The organism is Endozoicomonas ascidiicola, assembly GCF_001646945.1.
Taxonomy (GTDB): Bacteria; Pseudomonadota; Gammaproteobacteria; order Pseudomonadales; family Endozoicomonadaceae; genus Endozoicomonas; species Endozoicomonas ascidiicola.
The window spans coordinates 63,936-84,850 of record NZ_LUTV01000010.1; the positions used below are offsets into that span (position 1 = coordinate 63,936).

Sequence of the window (20,915 nt, forward strand, 5' to 3'; positions counted from 1 at the left end):
TCCGTGGTCTTGAAGCAGTGTCTGCTGAATGGGATCTTCTGTGCATGGGTTTTAACCTGAAGCGGATGTTTACGCTGATGCTGAAAGATCTTCAGGAAAGTATCATTTTTATGCAGTTTATTTCAGCTTACAGGTTATTTGTCGCATGCATTTGGATATTTGGGCAAAAGAGACTGACGACATAAACAGCACTTCCAGACTGAATTCTGTGATTTTTGACTTTATTGCGGCCCATCTCCGGTTTTTACTTTCAAGTCCGACAGCCTCCTTGGTCGTACAATTTCTCCGGTTTCCGGTGTAATTGTGGCTACCTCCGGCATGGGTAAAATCAGCCCATTCGAAGTCTGTAAGCGCACATCGGTGCCTGTTTTTGCCGGTCTGTTCACTGTGATTGTTGGAACACTGTTTCTTGTACCAATGACGGTATGAACCTGTTAAAGCCCCGTTTTATTTAACGGGGTTTTGTTTCTATATCAAAACCAGTCACCATCTGATAGTTTGGGGTTAATGATCTTTTCCTTTAGAACTCTCTAATAGAACTCTCTAACTATGCAAATTCTGACTCCAGAACCTGTCTGGATCGATAACAACCAATCTCTAGAACACTACTGCCAACAGTGGTCCGAGCTGGACGCCATCGCTCTGGATACGGAGTTTATCCGCACCGACACCTTCTACCCGCTGCCTGGCTTAATACAGGTCGGGACTGGCACAGAAATTTTCCTGATTGACCCACTGACCATTGACCAGTGGCAACCATTGGCTGCGCTGTTTGATAACAACGGCGTGATCAAAGTGCTGCACGCCTGCAGTGAAGATCTCGAAGTGTTCAAACTGCTCACCAACACCGTTCCACGACCACTGTTTGATACCCAGCTGGCCGCAGCCTTTGCCAATCTTGGCTTCTCTCTTAGCTATCAAAAATTGCTCAATCAATTGTTAAACATTGATGTACCCAAAGATGAAACCCGCTCCGACTGGCGTCAGCGCCCTTTGACCGACGCTCAGGTCAACTATGCCAGCCTCGATGTTGCCCATCTTCTGGATGTATATAAGACATTGGATCAACAATTACCCGCCAGCACAAAAAAAGCATGGCTGGAAGACGAGTGTCTTGCGATAACGTTGAACGTGTTACCCAATGATCCGGACAATGCCTGGCAGGATGTGAAAAAAGCCTGGCAGCTTAATCCACAACAGCTTGGTGTACTGAAAGCGCTGTGTGCATTTCGCGAAACAGAATCACGGTCGTTGGATGTACCAAGAAACCGGGTCATCCCCAAAGGCAGCCTCTGGCCGCTGGCAAAATTCCAGCCGAAAACCCCTGGAGAACTGCACCGAATACCGGATATGCGTTCCAATATTGTTCGTCAACATGGCGAGCAGATGGTGACCGCTATCAAAGCCGGCAGTCAAATACCTGATCACGAACGCCCTGAAAAACTACCACCTCCGCTGCCAAAAGCCGCCAGAGACTGGGGCAAACGTATCAAGACCATATTAACTCAGCTGGCCGACGAGCTGGATTTACCGCTTGAACTGCTGATACCGGGCAAATTAACCACGCCAATTCTGAGAAACTGGCTGAATACCGGACACTTTGCCCTGCCCGATACCCTCACCGGCTGGCGACGTGATATCATCGGCACCCCGCTGATCAAGCGTCTACATCAATTAAGCGAATCGGATCATTGAATGAAGTCTCTGGTTTCCATCTACAAAAGCCCGAAACGGGATGAGATGTACCTTTATGTCAGAAAGGGTACGGTACTGGATAAAGATCTGCCGGAAGCGCTGATTCAAGTCTTTGGCAAACCAGCACACATATTTGATATGTTACTGACGCCAGAAAAAAAGCTGGCACGGGTTGAAACGGCAACCGTTCTGCAATCCATTGAAGACAGCGGTTTTTATCTGCAAATGCCGCCCGCAGAAACCGAGCAGGATGATTACCTGGTCAAGCTTCCCGATGAATTTCTGTCGTTTAATGACCCGGTATGAACAACTCACTTAATAGCTCTCCATTTTGGCAGACCAAATCTCTGGAAGAGATGTCGGCGGAAGAATGGGAAAGCCTGTGCGACCGCTGCGGAAAATGCTGTCTGCACAAGCTGGAAGATGAAGACACCGGTGACGTGTATTACACGTCCGTTGCCTGCAAGTTGCTGGATACTAAAAGCTGCCAGTGTACTGATTACCCAAATCGCAAACAGATTGTGCCGGATTGTACTGTGCTGACGATTAAAGATATCCGACACTTTCACTGGCTGCCGGATACCTGCGCCTATCGTTTGATCAGTGAAAATAAACCATTATACCAGTGGCATCCACTGATTTCCGGATCCTATGGTTCAATTCATCAGGCTAGCGCATCGGTAAAAGGTTGGGTTTATTCTGAAAATAGCCTTGACGATGATGACGACCTTGAAGAATACATCATCCCCCACACGATGATCTGATAAACAAAGACACCTTCTTAGGGTAGACATTAAGGATTCGTCCGCCGTCTCCAAGGGCTATAGAGTCCTGAGTCAGCCGGAGGCTGATAGTTTTAAGCCAAATGCAGCGAAAAAGAGACGCTATTCATGGAATGAATCCGTTGATTTCGATGACGGAAGACCACCGAAGTGCATGCGCCACAGCGAAAGTTCCTTAGGGTCTGTCACAAAATAACTTCCACATTTAACCAGAACCGTTATCCGTTATCCGTTATCCGTTATCCGTAAAAGCCTTGCTGCTTGTGCTTTTACGGTAAACGGTAAACGGAAAGCGCTTCTCCGAGCAGTGAAGTTATTCAAGGACAGTTCCTTAATGACCATCGTAAGAAGACACCTTAGCTATATACCTATCACTGAAGATCTGAGCAAAAAATTATTGAGAAAAATGGAACGTTTCTTATTAATTTGAATCTTAAGTAACGATCAAGTTAACTTCACGGTCGATCAGTTTTAAGGTTTCAAGCGATATGTTCCCTAGGATTTTTACATCACACACTTCAAATCAGCCGTCTACAGAATCACTTCCTGCTTCCAGCGCGGCAAAGTTCTCACTCAGAAAAATACTTTTTTATTCAGGTATTGCATCCTTTGCTGGTCTCGGTTTGTCAGCTGGCGTCCTGGGAGCCGCCTCCACAGGCCTCGGGCTCCTGGCTGTCACAGCACGCCCACTCATTACACGAACTATTAACAGCAACACTGGCAACAGAACCATAGGTATGGATGACTACATTCACAGTCAGGAAAGTATTAACGATCTCGAGCAGCAATTACTTGCTGCTAATGCAACTGCCGAAAAAGAAAACTGGAGCAATCCGTTTGAAATCCCTGATAGCTTTCCCAGCAACCACTACACAATGATTAATGCCGGAACTTCCTGCCTTGAACAGGATACCGACCAGCAGACGCTTCGAAAAGAACAATGCACCGGACAAATACGGCAACGATTTCAGCTAAAAGACAACGTTCTTTATAGTCACGATGGCCTTTGCCTTGAACCGCCTAATCAGTCCAATACATTTTCTGATATTGAAAAACCATCAAACTGCACAATAAAGCTGCAACCATGTTCAAAAAAACCCGTAAAATTCAGTACTATTGATACTATGTTTCAAAGTAAAGGTCATGCACTGGCAATCAGACCAGACTCACAAAATACCTGCTACTTTGAATTCACAGTAGACGACGACATTCATAAGGAGCAATTCGAATACCATTTTAAGGGCAAGCGTGGGCTGAATATGGAGCTGTTTTCTGACTACAGCCTGAGTATTCAACGATGCAAATATGACCATCGAATGTTTGAATACCCTATTACCTGCGCCCCTGATAACAACGCATTTATACACCCGTATTATCGCACTGAAAAGGAAGATAATTTAAAGTACTGCCAGGAGTTTATTCAACCTTTAACGCCAACCCGTACACCCATTATCCCCGGTTTCGAGATAAAAATACCTGAAGGCATTTTGCCAACAGAAAAGTCCATTCAATTTAATGGCCATTTCACACCACGATACAACCCTCATGGGAGCATACCCTATACTACAAAGATTATATTTACCGGCCTTTACAGTAGCCCCGGAAACTTGTTTAACATTACTCTCCAAGTCAATGGCAAGCAGGCTGAGTGCAAACCAATACTCAGTACTATAAGACTGCAGGTCGGAATGCACACAGACCATTTAGCTCATAAAATTCAATGCAATGGGAGAGATCGTGATACCAGTACAGAAAAATCACTCCTACGACCTCTTTCAATGCATATTGAGCGTAAGCTGTACACCGGCATCAATACCATTCGAGCCCCTTATGGGGGTACGATAGCACTGAAAATTCCTCATACCCATGCCAAATGTTCGTTTATTGCAACATTTACTGGTGTTTTTGAAGCACCGCATCTTACAGCAGGTAGTTCTTCATCGAAGATCGCAGTCAACGCCTCCACCTCTTCTCCATGGTCCGTGCTGGAAGGTAAACGACTGACAAGCATTATTCCTACGAATCTGACTGCTTCTATGGAAGATATAGAAGGAACTATCAGTTTATTGGATGAGATAGCGGATCAAACATTGGAGCTATGGGGATATGATACCGATAGCCCATATCCTGAAAAACGGCATAACCCAGGAAACCAGAACGATATCCTTGTTGAAGATATCCAGATAACCATTGGAAAAGCACACGCAGGAAGCACGGCCTACCCGGCAATTATGATCGATAAAAAAGCTAGCCCATTTCAGCTGATCAGCTGGATAGCTAAAGACAATTCCACCATACAGCGATTAACGGCAGCCGGACTTTATCAACTCAGTCTCATTCCTCACGAAATGGCTCACCATCTAAACCCAAATAATCTGCTCACCACAATTCACATGCAGGCAATGTCTGAGCTGACCGCAGAGTACGTAGTCATGCAACTCACCGGAACCTCATTAATTGCTGAACATTGCGGCTATGGGAATGCTCTTAAACATCTTGAGACAGGTGTGGCCTATCAGAACTTTCCAATGCCTTACGCAGATGACTACAGAACCGCTGGTGTGTTCTTTCGACAGCTCATCGATGCTTTCCCCGAAAAAGGGTGGACGCTATTTACCAATATGGTCAGACATTACCGGTCTTTAACCGAAGAGCAAGCTAGCCGACTGATCACAAATTACGAAAACGCAACAGTTCCGGAAGATTATAGGCAAATAGCAAATACATACGAACAAGCCAGAATCGATTATTTTTTTGAACTGCTCTGTAATTTAACCCATCATAACCTGATTGAGCACTTTGCGTTCTGGAAAATTCCTGTTACTGAATCAACCAAAGCAAAAGTCTTACATATGTCTGAACCAAATCCACCAATAGACTTTGATTTGCAAAATAACAGACGCTTATTTCCTAAAATCGCAAAGGATCACGCTACCTGCCCTGGCTTCAATACCCATTTTTCCGAAGATCAACAGAGCCTGCTTTATACATCTGCTTTTTGTGCTGCTCTCTATGGGTTTTATCTGATCAGTCAAGCATCAACGAGCATGGAAGGATCAACTACAAAAATAAAGAATCTATAAACCAGGTATATCTGCATCAAGAGACTGTCGCAAAAGGTAGCAAGCGCAGTCCAGACAAGGCAAAAAATGGCGAAAACGCGCAATTTACATACAGTAAATGAGCATTTTGAGCCATTTTTCAACACCGTATTGGCAAGCGCATCCCTTTTGCGACAGCCTCTCAAGGGGCTTCTCATTCAGAGCATATTTCAGGTTTGCTTCCACTCTTTTACAAACATCTCAGTGTTTAAAGGTTTTCGCTCCCTGGAAACACCTACGGGTTTGCCCAGATAAATAAAACCCATCAGCTGTTCATTGTGGGCAAGACCAAGCCCTTCGGCCACAATTGGGTGATAGCACAAATCACCGGTACGCCAAATCGCACCGACTCCCTGATCAAAAGCTGCAAGCAGTAAAGACTGCACTGCCGCTGCCAGCGACATTTTCTGCTCAATATCCGGTACTTTGGGGTGCTCTTTGACCGGGCAAATCGCCAACACCAATGTGGGTGCTCTTAAGGGCATTCCGCGAAAACGACGAAGAGCGTCTTCTGAAAGATCCTGCCGATCGGACCTAGCCGCCTTGGCCAGTAATTCACCCAATGCTTCCCGGGCTTCTCCACTCACGGTCAGGAAACGCCAAGGACGAAGTCGAGCATGATCCGGTGCTCGCAATGCCGCCTGAAACATAATCTCTAACTGCTCAGGGGTTGGCCCGGGGCTTTCTAAAACGGGAGACGATCTTCGATTCAATAAAAGCTCTATTCCATCCATTATTCTTTTCTCGACTATTCTTTTTCAAGCCTGCGTTTTATTTAACGCCATAGACAACACGATTTCAGCTAACTCAATCAGTGAAAGACCACCATCGGGCTTGTACCAATTAATCGTCCAACTGATGGCACCCGTTAGTAATCGTCGGAGTATGGCTGGCTCAACAGACGTCATCTGTTGTGCATAAGCCTGACCCAGTATATCCAGCCATAACTGCTCGTAGGTATTTCTCAGGGAAAGAATCTCTGCCTGATTTTCTTCGTTTAAACCCCGCCACTCATAAACCAGAACCACCATCTCCGAACCCGTGTCCACCAACACCGATTGCAACTCGCACACAATCAAAGCAAGCAGCTTTTCTCTTACACCGTCATTTAAGACAAGCGACTGCTTCATGATTTCAAGATTCAGCTGAATGGTTTCTTCCACCACGCTGCGAAGAATAGCTTGCTTGCTGGGATAATGATGAAAAAGGCTGCCGGACTGAATACCCACTTCTCTGGCGATATCCCGCACCGTCGTCCGCTGAAACCCTTGGGTTTTGAAAAGCTGAGCGGCCTGTTTGAGTAAACGCCCTTTGGCACTTTGCGGATCAACGATCGTACCCTGCGCAATGAGCTGTTGCGTCAGTTGCTCAATATCCTGAGAACTTAATGATATAAACGACATATTACGTTTAAATGATACCTGATTAATTATTCTTTTCTTGAAATGAGTATGCCTGAGAAGCACAACAAAGCAAATGCTTGGTTTTTTTCGCCTCAAGGTATTCCCAACCAATCATTTGCTTGGTAGCCTACGACTTATAACAATTTATAATGATCAGGCTTCACCATGTCTGCAGAATCTTCCAAAGAAAAGACCGTCCGAATCGGCTGTGCTTCCGCCTTTTGGGGAGACACCGGCGCCGCAGCCCACCAGCTCGTTCATGGGGGGCAGCTGGATTACCTGGTGTTTGATTACCTTGCCGAGATGACCATGTCCATCATGGCCGGCGCCAAAATGAAAAACCCCGATGCGGGTTTTGCACCTGACTTCATCGCTACCCTGAAACCATTACTCAACGATATTAAATCCCAGGGTATTAAAGTCTGCAGCAATGCCGGTGGCATCAATGCCAGAGGTTGCGCTGAAGCCCTTGCTCATATCATTAAAGAATCCGGCTTAGAGCTTACCGTTGCCGTTGTGGAAGGGGATGACCTATCACAAATTATCAATTCCGGTGACTATAAAAACAATGTCGTTGATATGTTCAGTGGTGAACCTTTCCCGGAACGGCTGGCCAGTGTTAATGCCTATTTGGGCGCACCCGCCATTGCTGAAGCGCTTGATGCCGGAGCCGACATTGTGATCACCGGCCGAGTCGTCGACAGCGCCGTGGTGCTTGGCCCTTTGGTTCATGAATTTAAATGGTCATGTCAGGATTACGACAAACTGGCACAAGGTTCTCTGGCCGGTCATGTGATTGAATGTGGCACTCAAACGACAGGTGGCAACTTTACCGATTGGCATCTGGTCAAAGACGGCTACGCCAATATGGGCTTTCCCATCATTGAGTGTCATGAAGATGGTAGCTTTGTCGTGACCAAACCTCCAGAGACCGGCGGACTGGTTAGCTGCCACACCGTCAGCGAACAAATCCTTTACGAAATCGGCAACCCACAGGCGTATTTATTGCCCGATGTGATCTGCAATTTCAGCCAGACCACACTACAACAAATCGACAACAATCGGGTTCTGGTAACCGGCGCCACCGGACGACCAGCGCCTGACAAATACAAAGTCAGCGCTACCTATATTGATGGTTATCGCTCTATCGCCAGCTTTATGATCGGCGGTATTGATGCAGCAGAAAAAGGTCAGGTGGTGGCGGAGTCCATTCTTAAACGGGTGCGCTATTTGCTGTCAGCTCGTGGATTCAGTGACTTCAGCGATACGGCCATAGAAGTGCTCGGTAGTGAAGCCACTTACGGTGCAAATACCACCGCACTATCTACCCGCGAAGTGGTGGTAAAACTTGCTGTTTCCCACAGTGATAGAAAAGCACTGGGTTTATTTGGTTTGGAAATTGCCCAGGCGGCAACGGCCATGGCGCCCGGAATTACAGGCCTAGTGGGAGGCCGGCCGAAAGCCAGTCCGCGGATTTGCTTGTTTTCATTTTTGCTGGATAAAACAGCCATCGCACCCACATTCACCCTGATCAATGACAATGCCAAACCACAAAGTGTCTCCATCCATAACGGCGAATCTGTTCAGTCATCACCAGCACAGTGGGTTAAAAAAATACTCCCTGAAAAGCTGGACGCCGCATCTACGATAAAACTTCCTTTGATCAAACTGGCTCTGGCCCGCAGCGGCGATAAAGGCGACAACTGCAATATTGGTGTGATTGCCAGAAACACGCTTTTTCTACCTTATATAGAGACCGCTCTGACACCAGAGAACATTGCCGCCTATTTCAGGCATATGCTAAGCGATAAGAGTGAAGTCACCAGATACCAACTTTCCAACATGGAAAGCATCAATATTCTGATCACCCACTGCCTCGGTGGCGGAGGTATGGCCAGCCTGAGAATCGATGCCCAGGGCAAAGCCGTTGCTCAACAACTGCTATCCATGCCAATCCCCATCAATAAAAAGCTATACGAACAGGTGACGGGAGAAGCCCAATGAGAGTCATCGAATCTCAGATAGACGTCCATGGATCAGAGTTTAACGATAATCGTGCAGCCATGCTGGCAGCCATTGAACAGTATCGCACTCTGGAAAAGGCTGTTTTTGATAAAGCCGACAGTGCTCGTGAGAAATTCCATAAAAAGGGTAAGCTTTTACCCCGTGAGCGACTGGCATTATTGTTAGACCCCGGCTCAGGTTTTATCGAATTGAGTTCATTAGCCGGTTATAAAATGCACGATGACAAAGATGGTTCTTCTGCCGGTGGCGGTATTATTGCCGGAATCGGTTATGTGGCCGGTGTCCGATGCATGTTGCAGGTAAATAACAGTGCTATTAAAGGTGGCACCATTTCGCCTGCAGGCCTTGATAAAACTCTTCGCCTTCAGGAAGTAGCCCGAGACAATAAATTACCGCTGATCACTCTGGCAGAAAGTGGCGGCGCAAACCTGATATATGCCACCGACGTTTTTGTTCCCGGCGCTCGCGCTTTTGCCAATCAGGCTCGACTTTCTGCGGATGGCATACCTCAAGTCACTGTCGTACATGGCAGTGCAACGGCCGGTGGTGCTTATCAACCGGGGCTTTCGGATTATGTGATTGCCGTAAAAAATCAGGCCAAAATGTTTCTGGCAGGCCCTCCCTTGCTGAAAGCGGCAACCGGTGAAATCGCTACCGATGAAGAACTGGGTGGCAGCGATCTGCATACTTACGAAGCGGGAACTGCTGACTATCAAGCTCACAATGATCACGAAGGCATCGCTATTGCTCGGGAAGTGGTTGAAAGCCTCGGTTGGAATGAACAACTGACATTACCGGAAAAGGCGGTTTCCAAACCTCCCCGCTACGACAGTGAAGAACTGCTGGGCATTATCCCTTGTGAAAGCAAAAAGCCCTACGATGTTCGCGAAGTCATTGCCCGACTGGTGGATGATTCTGCCTTCAGCGACTTCAAAGGTGATTTTGATCTGCAAACCGTCTGCGGATTTGCAGCGATCGATGGACATCGAATCGGCATTATAGGCAACAATGGACCAATAACTGCCAAAGGTGCGAACAAAGCCGCGCAGTTTATTCAACTCTGCCAACAGAGCAATCGTGCCCTGCTCTTTCTGCACAATACCACCGGATTTATGGTGGGCACCGAAGCGGAACAGAGCGGCATTATCAAGCACGGTTCAAAACTGATACAGGCGGTGGCCAATGCCAGCGTTCCAAAAATTTCCATTCTCATCGGCGGCTCCTACGGCGCTGGGAATTACGCTATGTGCGGTAGAGGGCTGGATCCGCGATTTATCTTCTCCTGGCCCAATGCCAAAACGGCCGTTATGGGTGGAGAACAAGCGGGAAAAGTGCTGCGAATCGTTAGTGAAGAAAAACTGAGAAAAATGGGACAGGAACCAGACGCCGCTCAAATGGAACAACTGGAAGCTGCCACGGCCGCCAAACTGAATGCTGGCTCGACCGCCGTTTTTGGTACCGCCCGCCTGTGGGACGACGGATTGATTGATCCCCGGGATACCCGTGAGTTGTTATTAAACCTATTGGATATTTGCTGGCAGGCAGAACACAGGACGCTAAAAAATAACACGTTTGGTGTCGCACGATTTTAAAGACCTGACACGCATCTCGCTCCCTTGCTTTGAGGCTGTCGCAAAACTCCAGAAACCTCGTTCCCATGCTTCGAGGTTGTCGCAAAACTCCTGGTTCCCATGCTCTGCGTGGGAACGAGATGCTTGGGGTTTTTGCGACAGCCTCACAGCATGGGAACCAAAGGGATGGGACAACCTCGCTATAGCGCGGAAGCCAAACATATAAACAATAAAAATGAAGGACTAACCATGCTACTCACTCAGGAACACCTTGAACTAAAGCGGACCATCGCCAATTTTGTTGAGAAAGAAATCAACCCGTATGTGGATGAGTGGGAAGCCTCCGGCATTTTTCCAGCCAAAGAAGTCTTCAAAAAGATGGGAGACCTTGGTCTTCTAGGCATCAGCAAGCCTGAAGAATTTGGAGGCATGGGCCTGGATTACACCTACGAAATGCTCGCCGCTGAAGAGTTTGGTGCCATTCGCTGTGGCGGTATTCCCATGGCCATTGGCGTTCAAACCAATATGGCAACACCAGCGCTGGCTCGTTTTGGTAGCGACTATCTCCGGGAGACTTATCTGGCGCCTGCCATTGCTGGTGATATGGTGGCCTGTATTGGCGTCAGTGAACCCGGCGCTGGCAGTGATGTTGCCAATATTAAAACAACCGCCGTTAAAGACGGCGATGATTACGTAATCAATGGCACCAAAATGTGGATCACCAATGCGACACAGGCAGACTTTATCTGCCTCTTGGTGAATTCTTCTGACGATCCGGCCCATAAAAACAAATCGCTTATCGTGGTACCTACCAACACCCTAGGCGTTTCGTTCTCAGAAAAACTGAACAAACTGGGAATGCGCAGTTCTGACACTGCTCAGATATTCTTCGACAATGTTCGCGTACCTCAAAAGAACCTGATTGGTCATGAAGGTGCAGGCTTTGTCATGCAGATGCAGCAATTTCAGGAAGAGCGGCTTTATGTGGCAGCCATGTCTATCAAGGGCATGGAAATCTGCATCAATGAAACCATGACCTACACCCGCGAGCGTAATGCTTTTGGCAAACCATTGATTGCCAACCAATCTGTTTTATTCCGTCTGGCTGAACTGCAAACCGAAGTGGAATCACTTCGGGCACTCACCTATCAAGCCTGCGAGCGTTACAGTCAAGGCGAGGATGTTACAAAACTGGCTTCCATGGCCAAATTAAAATCCGGTCGCTTGTCCAGAGAAGTGAGCGACGCTTGTCTTCAATACTGGGGCGGTATGGGCTTTATGTGGGACAACATTGTCAGTCGCTTCTATCGAGACAATCGCCTTGGCTCCATTGGAGGCGGTGCCGATGAAATCATGCTGGGGATTATTGGCAAATACATGACATCCACCCAAAGGTAAGCGCCATGACGACCTTCAGTGATTATAAGACATTGCTCGTTGAACAAGCGTCAGGCGTGACAACCGTGACTCTGAATCGCCCGGAATTGGCGAATGCCATGAATCTGCAGATGGTAAAAGAACTGTCTCAAGTCATGAGCTCTATTGAACATCACCCCACCAGAGTGCTGGTTATTCGTGGAGCCGATGGCAACTTCTGTGCCGGTGGTGATATTCGTGAAATGCAGTCTATTGCCAATGACAAAATTGAGTTAGCAAATTTCAATCGCTCTTTTGGCTTGATGATTGAACAGGCGGATCAACTTCCCTGCGTAGTGATTACTCTCTTACAGGGCGCAGTGCTCGGTGGTGGCTTTGGTCTTGCCTGCATTTCTGACGTTGCTATTGCCGATCATTCCGCGCGCTTTGCCATGCCAGAAACATCACTCGGAATCATCCCCGCGCAAATAGCGCCTTTTGTCGTGCAACGCATAGGCCTTACTTCAGCACGAAGGCTTGCCCTTCTTGGCGTGAGAATCCAATCAGAAGAAGCCTTACGGCTCGGCATTATTCACCAAATTGCTGATGATCAGGAAGCACTTGAACAACAACTGAGGTCGGCGGTTAATCTTGCTCTGAGCTGCGCACCGATTGCTACCGTAACCACTAAAAAACTCCTGCATCAAATGTCCATAAATAATGACCTGCCCTCTATTCTGGATCAGGCCGCTGTCGATTTTGCCAATAGCATTCAAGGCGAAGGTCGTGAAGGTGCCATGGCATTTGCCCAGAAAAGAAAGCCCAACTGGCAATAGGAAAAGACCATGTTTGACAAAGTATTAGTGGCAAACCGTGGTGAAATTGCCAAACGAATTATCACGACGGCAAAAGCCTTGGGCTACAGGACAGTGGCAGTTTACTCCGAACCTGACAGCCAAAGCCCTCATGTGTCATTAGCGGATGAAGCGGTTTGTCTCGGCGCTGGTGCCGCTAGCGACAGTTACCTGAATATCGATAACATTCTGAAAGCGGCCAGAATGACGGAAGCGAATGCTATTCATCCGGGCTACGGCTTCCTGTCTGAAAACAGTGCATTCGCAGAAGCCTGCCAACTGGAAGGCATCATCTTTATTGGCCCAAATACGTCGGCCATTGAATTGATGGGCAGCAAGCGCGCAGCCAAAGAAGCAATGATTACAGCCGGCGTGCCCTGCATTCCCGGTTACGAAGGAAAAGACCAGAGTGACTCTGTTCTGATAGACGCGGCAAATGACATTGGCTTTCCTCTTATGGTGAAAGCGTCTGCTGGCGGTGGTGGCCGGGGAATGCGTATTGTTGAAGCTGCCTCGGACCTTGCCGGCGCGATCAAATCAGCGCGTTCAGAAGCCCTCAATGCCTTTGGCTCTGATGAGCTGATTCTGGAAAAGGCATTACGCGCCTGCCGACATATTGAAATTCAGATCTTCGCTGATAATCATAACAATGTCGTACACCTCGGTGAGCGGGATTGCAGCATGCAGCGCCGTCACCAGAAAGTCATTGAAGAAGCGCCGTCTCCGGTCATGACACCAGAGCTGCGTGACAGCATGGGAAAAGCCGCCATTGCTGCGGCAAGAGCCTGCAATTATCAAGGCGCTGGAACCGTTGAATTTTTGCTGGATCAGCATAATGAGTTCTATTTCCTGGAAATGAATACACGACTACAGGTAGAACATCCGGTCACCGAACTGATTACCGGGTATGACCTTGTTGAATGGCAACTTAGAGTCGCTGCCGGTGAACCGTTACCACGCACTCAAGATCAGCTGACCATCAACGGCCATGCTATTGAAGTCCGCCTTTATGCCGAAGATCCCGCCAATAACTTTATGCCGCAAACGGGAGAAATTGCGCTTTGGCAGCCAGCTTCCCATGATGATCAAACGGGTGAAGCCTATTCTGGGGTGCGGGTGGATTCAGGCATTCAGGAAGGTAATACCGTTAACGCTTTCTATGACCCTATGCTGGCAAAATTTATTACCTGGGGAGAAAACCGGGAACAAGCGCGCCGTCGTCTGGTTCGGTTAGTTCAGGATTCCCACCTGCTCGGCCTTCGAGATAACCGCAGCTTCCTTAGTGAACTTCTGCAAAGCGATACTTTTATTCAGGGTCAAACCACAACAGACTTCATTGAAACAGAGTTTACGGCTAACCCAAGCCTGTCAGTGCAAGAAGTATCGAACAATGAATGGATGCTGGCTGCTCTGCTGCTAAGTCATGGCATTGAAAACGACAATAGCCGATTACAAACCAGCATGATAGGAGAGCGGCAACTGTCTTTGGGCTGTGGGGATGTAAAAAAGATCTGTCGGATTCAGCAAATGGACAGTCACCAGTTCTGCCTGCAGCTGGATGATACAGTTTCCATTTTTCATGTGATTAGCACTGACGATAATCAGCTGTGTTATCAACTCAATAATGTGCGACAAACCATCACCTTTCACAAATCAAAAGCCAACGGATTCTCCTACAGCCTTTGGTTAGCAAGCGCACAGGGCAATCTTCATTTCCATGATCTCACCTTCCAAACCAGCCAGAATGAAAAAGCAGGCTCCAATAAGGTGCTGGCATCCATGGACGGTGTGGTGATTGATGTGCTGTTCAGTGAAGGCCAAACCGTGAAACAGGGCGAAGTGGTTGCCATTATCGAAGCCATGAAAATGGAACACCCATTGAAAGCCGGCGTGGATGGCAAAATCCGTCAGATTTTCGCGAGCCCTGGTGACCAGGTCAAAGGTCGACAGTTACTGATCGAAGTAGAAGAATAAGGAAAGCTGAAATGATCCAATCAATATTACCCGACCAGTGGCAAGGCAGATTATCAATTCCCGTGGTGATGGCACCGATGTTTCTGGTGTCTGGCCCAGAAATGGTTATTGCTGGTTGTAAGAAAGGTGTCGTCGGTACATTCCCGGCACTGAACCAGCGAACCAGTGAAGGCTTTGAACAGTGGCTGATTCAGATTTCGGAAGCTCTGGCAACGTTTGAACAAGAAACCGGTAAGAAGGCTGCACCTTTTGGCGTTAATCTGATCACCCATCGATCCAACCCTCGAATGGAAGCGGACCTAGCACTTTGTATAAAGTATAAAGTGCCACTGATCATTACCGCCTTGGGTGCCATGCGCAGTGTGACGGATCAAGTGCATCAGTATGGCGGTGTCGTGTTTCATGACGCCATTAATATTCGTCATGCCAGAAAAGCAGCCGACGCCAATGTGGACGGTATTATCGCCGTCAGTGCAGGAGCCGGTGGCCATGCGGGCGCCATCAACCCTTTTGCATTAATTGAAGAGATCCGCGGTTTCTGGAATAAAACGTTACTACTTGGCGGTTGTATCAATCGAGGCCATCAGGTTCATGCTGCGCAAGTGATGGGTGCAGATCTTGCCTATGTCGGTACTCGTTTTATCAACACATTGGAAAGCCGGGCACCGGAAGGCCACAAAATCATGATTCTGGAATCCACTGCCGACGATGTTGTGCATACTCCTGCAGTCACAGGCGTTCCTTCTAATTTCATGAAGCAGAGCCTACTCAATTCTGGTTATGATATGAACGCACTGTTTGATCAAGGTCATATTGATTTCGGGAAAAAACTTACACCCTCTGGCTCCGACAGCTCTAAAGCCTGGCAGGATGTGTGGTCTGCTGGTCATGGTGTTTCAGGCATTAAAAATATTGTTAGCTGTGAGCAGTTAATTGATCAATTAATTCTTGAGTATAAGTACTCCACAATATGAAAACAGCAACTGTCGTTAGATTGCATGGACTAGAGTTGTATCAATAGACGCTATTTCAGGGGCACTTGTGAATTTTCATTCATGAAAGAGCATGAGTCCCTGAAGATTCCTATGATATTCCATGTTAGAATAACTAAATTACTGAATCCATCGGACAGTCATAAAATCTGAGAATCATGCAAGCCAAAAACTACACCCCTGCAGCATCCTTAAGCACAACGGCGCCTATTCAACCACGAGTACTTGCCTACTGGATTGCTGCGTCTGTAGTTGTCTACTTTCTCGCCAACGAACTGCTTCCCTGGACATTTCTAAGCCTTGTTGGCTACTTTTCTATTTTCCCCTGGGCTTCTAATAAACTGGTCAACGGTTTTATCCAGAGTGAAAACAAATCTGTTGTTGAGAGTAGAAGACGCATTACCCTGTTCATGTTCGACAGCCTGAACACGGCGTCTCTGATCACCTTTATGAACTTCCCGCTAGTTAGCAGCATGTTGATTGCCGCACTGATGATCTCCAGAGCCATATATCTGCAAGGAGCAAAAGGATTTCTTCTGTTATTGCCTGCTGCCGGCCTTGGGCTTGCTATACAACAGTTTATTGATATCCAGACCAAGATTACCAAAGGTCAGGATTTGGTCTTTATCAGCCTGCTGGTATTTACGCTATTTTCAGCCTTTCTGGCCTTTGTCATGCGGGATAAAGAAAAAAAATACCATGAAATCCAGATGAATGCCCAGCAACAGCGACAGCGTTACAGCAAGCTCGCCAGTAATCTTTCCAAATATCTTCCCCCTCAAGTGTGGGAATCTATTTTTGCCGGCAAGCGCAATGTAAAGCTGGAAAGTCAGCGAAAAAAACTGACTGTTTTCTTTTCGGATATCAAAGGCTTTACGGATCTTGCTGAAGAGTTGGAACCGGAAGCCCTGACCGGCCTCCTGAATACCTATCTGAACGACATGTCACGTATTGCCATGAAGTATGGTGGAACCATCGATAAGTTTGTTGGTGACAGCATTATGATTTTCTTTGGTGACCCCAAAACCAAAGGTGCACGCAAAGATGCGCTGGCTGCAGTGAGCATGGCCATTGAAATGCAAAAGCATATGCAAGTACTGCGCAAACAATGGATTGGAGAGGGGATTGAAAATCCACTGAGGATCCGCATTGGTATCAATACCGGCTTTTGTACGGTGGGTAATTTTGGCGCTGAGTTCCGCATGGATTACACCGCTCTCGGGCGGGATGTAAACTTGGCAAGCCGACTGGAAAGCTCTGCAGAGCCTGATCAAATTCTGGTTTCCCACGAAACGTGGTCACTGGTAAAAGATGTTGTTCTTTGCCAATCCAAAGATGAAATACAGGTAAAAGGCTTTAGTCGTCCAGTTCCGGTCTATCGAGTCATTGACCTTCGTCGGAATATGGGCCTGCAGAAAAGCTATTTGGAATACGATGCTAAAGGTTTTTCTTTAAGCCTTGATACTGACGACATCAATGTTTTTGAACGCAAAAAAATTCTGCAGAAGCTGGAAGAAGCCACTCAAAAACTGCTGAAAGATGATATAGCAACCACTGCAAATTCTGAGCATTAAGTTAATAATGGGATAATCAGTCAGTTCTTTCCGGAGTTTTTTTTCCTTTCTCCACTGTATTCACTATGCTGTTTAGCAATGTACTCTTGTCTTTCAGCATCTTATGTATACTCATAAACCAAACAGTCCAGATAGAAATCCTTGGGATTCGGTCAGATTAGATATAAACCAAAACTCATTTGAAACATACGGTTCTAAATGAGCAGATAAATTGATCCAAAGCATGAAACGAAAAACGATTCAAGACGTATAATTACAGATCATTTTTTGCCATAACTATTCGATTCATGCTTAAAGTCCTACACGATAAATGGAATCAATCCCCAGAATGCCTCTATCAATCTGGATTATCAGAACCTCACCATAGGACGCGCGAACGCTTTATGGCCCTTTATCAAGTCTGTTGTGAGCAATCCGCTTCACAGGTGGCCTTCAGCACCAAACGCGCAACACACACCTTGTGGAAATGGATCAAAGCTTATAATGAATTCGGCCCAAAAGCTCTCCAGTATAAGCGTACAGGCGGGCACCCCCCTTTTGTCTAACCGTTACCTCAATCATCACTCAAGCCATCCACCGTTCGGCTGAAGCCGCTGCAAATGCTGAAAAGTCGTCACTCCCTCGCTGGACTCTTAAAAGGTTAGTAAACTGGTGCAAGGTGAAATGGAGCTTTACTTGCTCCCGGGAAACTATTCGCCGTGTTTTGAAAAGGAATAATATCTCCTGGAAAAAGGCGAAGAAGCTCCTGAATCGTGCCGATCCTGAAAAAAGAGCAGACTATCTGAAGCAGCTTGAGCCGTTACTTCAGCAGGCAACCAGGCAAGAAAAACTGATCGTTTATATTGACGAAGCGCACATTCATCAGGATACGGATATCGGTAGTGGGTGGTCAGCTAAAGGCGGTAGACTCTTTGTGTCTTCTTGCTCTCCAGGGCTATCCAAAGTCACGTTTTACGGGATTTATTACTACAACGAGGGCCAGGTTAGGATTTGGCCATACCCCAAAGGCAATTCACAACATACTGTGAATGTTCTGGAGCGTATTCGACAGGAGAATCTTGAACGACAAATTACTGTTATTTGGGATGGTGCGTCCTATCATCGGTCATTTGACGTCTGCGAGGCTGCAAAAAATCTAAAAATAGAGCTAGTCTGGCTACCTCCGTACAGTCCTGATTTTATGCCAGTTGAGGCTCTTTGGCGTTGGTTGAGAGAGGAGGTAACTTATCATTATTGTCATAGCACCCAAGATGAACTGGTGAAGAATGTCAAAGCCTTCTGCGTGCAGATTAACCAAAAACCAGTCGAGTTAGCCGACAGACTCCATACCAAGACGTCTCTTGACGAGGAGGAAGAGGTGCTCAGAAAACCGGTTAAGCCAAAACCAAAATAAAACCGATGGTTTCAAGTGAGTTTTGGTTTATAATGAATTCGGCCCAAAAGCTCTCCAGTATAAGCGTACAGGCGGGCACCCCCCTTTTGTCTAACCGTTACCTCAATCATCACTCAAGCCATCCACCGTTCGGCTGAAGCCGCTGCAAATGCTGAAAAGTCGTCACTCCCTCGCTGGACTCTTAAAAGGTTAGTAAACTGGTGCAAGGTGAAATGGAGCTTTACTTGCTCCCGGGAAACTATTCGCCGTGTTTTGAAAAGGAATAATATCTCCTGGAAAAAGGCGAAGAAGCTCCTGAATCGTGCCGATCCTGAAAAAAGAGCAGACTATCTGAAGCAGCTTGAGCCGTTACTTCAGCAGGCAACCAGGCAAGAAAAACTGATCGTTTATATTGACGAAGCGCACATTCATCAGGATACGGATATCGGTAGTGGGTGGTCAGCTAAAGGCGGTAGACTCTTTGTGTCTTCTTGCTCTCCAGGGCTATCCAAAGTCACGTTTTACGGGATTTATTACTACAACGAGGGCCAGGTTAGGATTTGGCCATACCCCAAAGGCAATTCACAACATACTGTGAATGTTCTGGAGCGTATTCGACAGGAGAATCTTGAACGACAAATTACTGTTATTTGGGATGGTGCGTCCTATCATCGGTCATTTGACGTCTGCGAGGCTGCAAAAAATCTAAAAATAGAGCTAGTCTGGCTACCTCCGTACAGTCCTGATTTTATGCCAGTTGAGGCTCTTTGGCGTTGGTTGAGAGAGGAGGTAACTTATCATTATTGTCATAGCACCCAAGATGAACTGGTGAAGAATGTCAAAGCCTTCTGCGTGCAGATTAACCAAAAACCAGTCGAGTTAGCCGACAGACTCCATACCAAGACGTCTCTTGACGAGGAGGAAGAGGTGCTCAGAAAACCGGTTAAGCCAAAACCAAAATAAAACCGATGGTTTCAAGTGAGTTTTGGTTTAGAATGCCTCGATGGATGTATTACTCTGGCTGACCCTGCTTTTTCTCCTGCTCTATTATTGGTTTGATACCGCCAGAGCAAAAGAGGCCGCTGTCGTTTATGGCAAAAAGGCCTGTCATGATATGAGCGTTCAGTTTCTGGATGACTCAGTTGTTCGGTATCGTACCCGTTTCCGCCGTGGTTATTCAGGCCAAATGGTCTTCGAGCGTTTTTTCAAGTTTGAATACACGTTGAATGGCCAGGATCGAGTACAGGGCTTTATCCAGATGCTGGGTAAACAACTCAAGCAGATCGATATTGATGACCCTGAAATAAAGCAGCGTTCTGACAATAGCCAGCATTCACCCCGATTGTTTTTGCACACTGAGGAATCCCATGCCGTACGCTCGAGAGCTGAAGAGAGGCCAGATCGTATCCATTGATGGCCTGTATTATCAGGTTCGTCTGGTGGAAGCCAAAAGCCCTTCTGCCCGCGGTGCCCAGACACTGTATAAAGTGCGTTTCAATGCTGTACCCGGTGGCCAGAAACTGGAGCAGACATTAACCGGTGATATTCTTTTAGCGGATGTTGATATGCAACGCCGTGGAGTCACACTGCTTTACCGTGAAGGCGATGAATGCACCTTTATGGATTCCGAGGATTACAGCCAGTATCTGGTGAATGCCAGCACCATTGAAGAGCAGTTGCTTTATATTGCTGATAATGCGGAAGGGATTGTTGCTTTGCTGGTTGAAGGTCAGCTGTTGTCTATCGATTTACCGGCATCTGTGGCGCTGGAGATTGTGGATACCACTCCCGGCATTAAAGGGGCTTCGGCTGCAGCCAGAACCAAGCCTGCAAGGCTAAGTACCGGCCTTGAGGTTCAAGTGCCTGAGTATTTGAGCAATGGCGAAGTTATAAAGGTGAATACTGAGACTGGGAAGTTTATGTCCCGGGCTTGAGTTCGATGAGCCGTGTCGTAAGAGCGATACTCTCTGACACGGCATAGTCACTTATCCAATTTAGATGAATATAACTATTTAATCGCTCTTCAATCTAAGGGCTTTATTTAAAAAATCTGCGAGTAATTTTCTTTTAAACCAAAACTCACTTGAAACCATCGGTTTTATTTTGGTTTTGGCTTAACCGGTTTTCTGAGCACCTCTTCCTCCTCGTCAAGAGACGTCTTGGTATGGAGTCTGTCGGCTAACTCGACTGGTTTTTGGTTAATCTGCACGCAGAAG

18 protein-coding genes and 1 pseudogene are annotated in these 20,915 nt (G+C 47.0%); 17 read left to right on the forward strand and 2 right to left on the reverse strand.

Translation table 11 applies throughout. From position 1 onward, the window contains the following. The 6 genes and pseudogenes from AKL11_RS25805 to AKL11_RS22535 form a co-directional block, all read left to right on the forward strand. Positions 1 to 185 (forward strand): hypothetical protein (locus AKL11_RS25805; protein WP_172807360.1); only part of this gene is annotated, 185 nt, incomplete at its 5' end. Between the two features lie 67 nt (positions 186 to 252). After that, positions 253 to 429: pseudogene (locus AKL11_RS24875) on the forward strand (hypothetical protein); the annotation flags it as partial. A 120-nt stretch (positions 430 to 549) separates the two neighbouring features. Next, a complete protein-coding gene (gene rnd / locus AKL11_RS22520) occupies positions 550 to 1,695 on the forward strand; it encodes a ribonuclease D (RefSeq protein ID WP_067522237.1) in 1,146 nt (381 codons plus the stop codon). Continuing rightward, the gene (locus AKL11_RS22525; RefSeq protein WP_067522239.1) at positions 1,696 to 2,001 is read left to right on the forward strand and encodes a YcgL domain-containing protein; all 306 of its coding nucleotides are present in this window, start codon (positions 1,696 to 1,698) and stop codon (positions 1,999 to 2,001) included. Continuing rightward, positions 1,998 to 2,459, forward strand: coding sequence for a YcgN family cysteine cluster protein (locus tag AKL11_RS22530; RefSeq protein WP_067522240.1), 462 nt, complete (start codon positions 1,998 to 2,000; stop codon positions 2,457 to 2,459). The genes AKL11_RS22525 and AKL11_RS22530 overlap by 4 nt, the downstream gene beginning before the upstream one ends. Positions 2,460 to 3,736: 1,277 nt before the next feature. Beyond that, positions 3,737 to 5,560 (forward strand): M60 family peptidase N-terminal accessory domain-containing protein, encoded by a 1,824-nt coding sequence (locus AKL11_RS22535; RefSeq protein ID WP_157673729.1) that lies wholly within the window; start codon positions 3,737 to 3,739, stop codon positions 5,558 to 5,560. A 188-nt stretch (positions 5,561 to 5,748) separates the two neighbouring features. On the opposite strand, the gene AKL11_RS22540 is transcribed toward AKL11_RS22535, so the two are convergent. Continuing rightward, entirely contained in the window at positions 5,749 to 6,312 is a 564-nt protein-coding gene (locus AKL11_RS22540; RefSeq protein WP_067522244.1) for a nitroreductase family protein, read from the reverse strand. Positions 6,313 to 6,336: 24 nt separating this feature from the next. Beyond that, positions 6,337 to 6,981, reverse strand: a complete 645-nt coding sequence (locus AKL11_RS22545; RefSeq protein WP_067522246.1) for a TetR/AcrR family transcriptional regulator — start codon at positions 6,979 to 6,981, stop codon at positions 6,337 to 6,339. A gap of 165 nt (positions 6,982 to 7,146) precedes the next feature. On the opposite strand from AKL11_RS22545, the gene AKL11_RS22550 reads away from it, so the two are divergent. The 11 genes from AKL11_RS22550 to efpL all read left to right on the forward strand — a co-directional run bounded on the left by AKL11_RS22550 (position 7,147) and on the right by efpL (position 20,633). Continuing rightward, positions 7,147 to 8,985 carry an acyclic terpene utilization AtuA family protein gene (locus tag AKL11_RS22550; protein WP_067522248.1) on the forward strand — a complete coding sequence of 613 codons (1,839 nt, stop codon included), beginning with the start codon at positions 7,147 to 7,149 and terminating at the stop codon, positions 8,983 to 8,985. Beyond that, positions 8,982 to 10,598: an acyl-CoA carboxylase subunit beta gene (locus tag AKL11_RS22555; RefSeq protein ID WP_067522250.1), complete on the forward strand. Its 1,617-nt coding sequence runs from the start codon at positions 8,982 to 8,984 to the stop codon at positions 10,596 to 10,598. The genes AKL11_RS22550 and AKL11_RS22555 overlap by 4 nt, the downstream gene beginning before the upstream one ends. 228 nt (positions 10,599 to 10,826) lie before the next feature. Next, entirely contained in the window at positions 10,827 to 11,975 is a 1,149-nt protein-coding gene (locus tag AKL11_RS22560; RefSeq protein WP_067522383.1) for an acyl-CoA dehydrogenase family protein, read from the forward strand. A gap of 5 nt (positions 11,976 to 11,980) precedes the next feature. Further along, the gene (locus tag AKL11_RS22565; protein WP_067522252.1) at positions 11,981 to 12,769 is read left to right on the forward strand and encodes an enoyl-CoA hydratase/isomerase family protein; all 789 of its coding nucleotides are present in this window, start codon (positions 11,981 to 11,983) and stop codon (positions 12,767 to 12,769) included. 9 nt (positions 12,770 to 12,778) lie between these two features. After that, positions 12,779 to 14,761, forward strand: a complete 1,983-nt coding sequence (locus tag AKL11_RS22570; protein ID WP_067522253.1) for an acetyl/propionyl/methylcrotonyl-CoA carboxylase subunit alpha — start codon at positions 12,779 to 12,781, stop codon at positions 14,759 to 14,761. Positions 14,762 to 14,772: 11 nt separating this feature from the next. Then, positions 14,773 to 15,735 (forward strand): NAD(P)H-dependent flavin oxidoreductase, encoded by a 963-nt coding sequence (locus AKL11_RS22575; RefSeq protein WP_067522255.1) that lies wholly within the window; start codon positions 14,773 to 14,775, stop codon positions 15,733 to 15,735. Positions 15,736 to 15,911: 176 nt separating this feature from the next. After that, positions 15,912 to 17,327 carry an adenylate/guanylate cyclase domain-containing protein gene (locus AKL11_RS22580; protein ID WP_067522257.1) on the forward strand — a complete coding sequence of 472 codons (1,416 nt, stop codon included), beginning with the start codon at positions 15,912 to 15,914 and terminating at the stop codon, positions 17,325 to 17,327. 571 nt (positions 17,328 to 17,898) lie between these two features. Continuing rightward, a complete protein-coding gene (locus AKL11_RS22585; RefSeq protein ID WP_245673409.1) occupies positions 17,899 to 18,720 on the forward strand; it encodes an IS630 family transposase in 822 nt (273 codons plus the stop codon). 120 nt (positions 18,721 to 18,840) lie between these two features. Then, the gene (locus AKL11_RS22590; RefSeq protein ID WP_245673409.1) at positions 18,841 to 19,662 is read left to right on the forward strand and encodes an IS630 family transposase; all 822 of its coding nucleotides are present in this window, start codon (positions 18,841 to 18,843) and stop codon (positions 19,660 to 19,662) included. A 40-nt stretch (positions 19,663 to 19,702) separates the two neighbouring features. Beyond that, positions 19,703 to 20,113 (forward strand): DUF3301 domain-containing protein, encoded by a 411-nt coding sequence (locus AKL11_RS22595; RefSeq protein WP_067522259.1) that lies wholly within the window; start codon positions 19,703 to 19,705, stop codon positions 20,111 to 20,113. Beyond that, positions 20,067 to 20,633 (forward strand): elongation factor P-like protein EfpL, encoded by a 567-nt coding sequence (gene efpL, locus AKL11_RS22600; protein ID WP_067522261.1) that lies wholly within the window; start codon positions 20,067 to 20,069, stop codon positions 20,631 to 20,633. The genes AKL11_RS22595 and efpL overlap by 47 nt, the downstream gene beginning before the upstream one ends. The last annotated feature ends 282 nt before the right edge of the window (positions 20,634 to 20,915 follow it).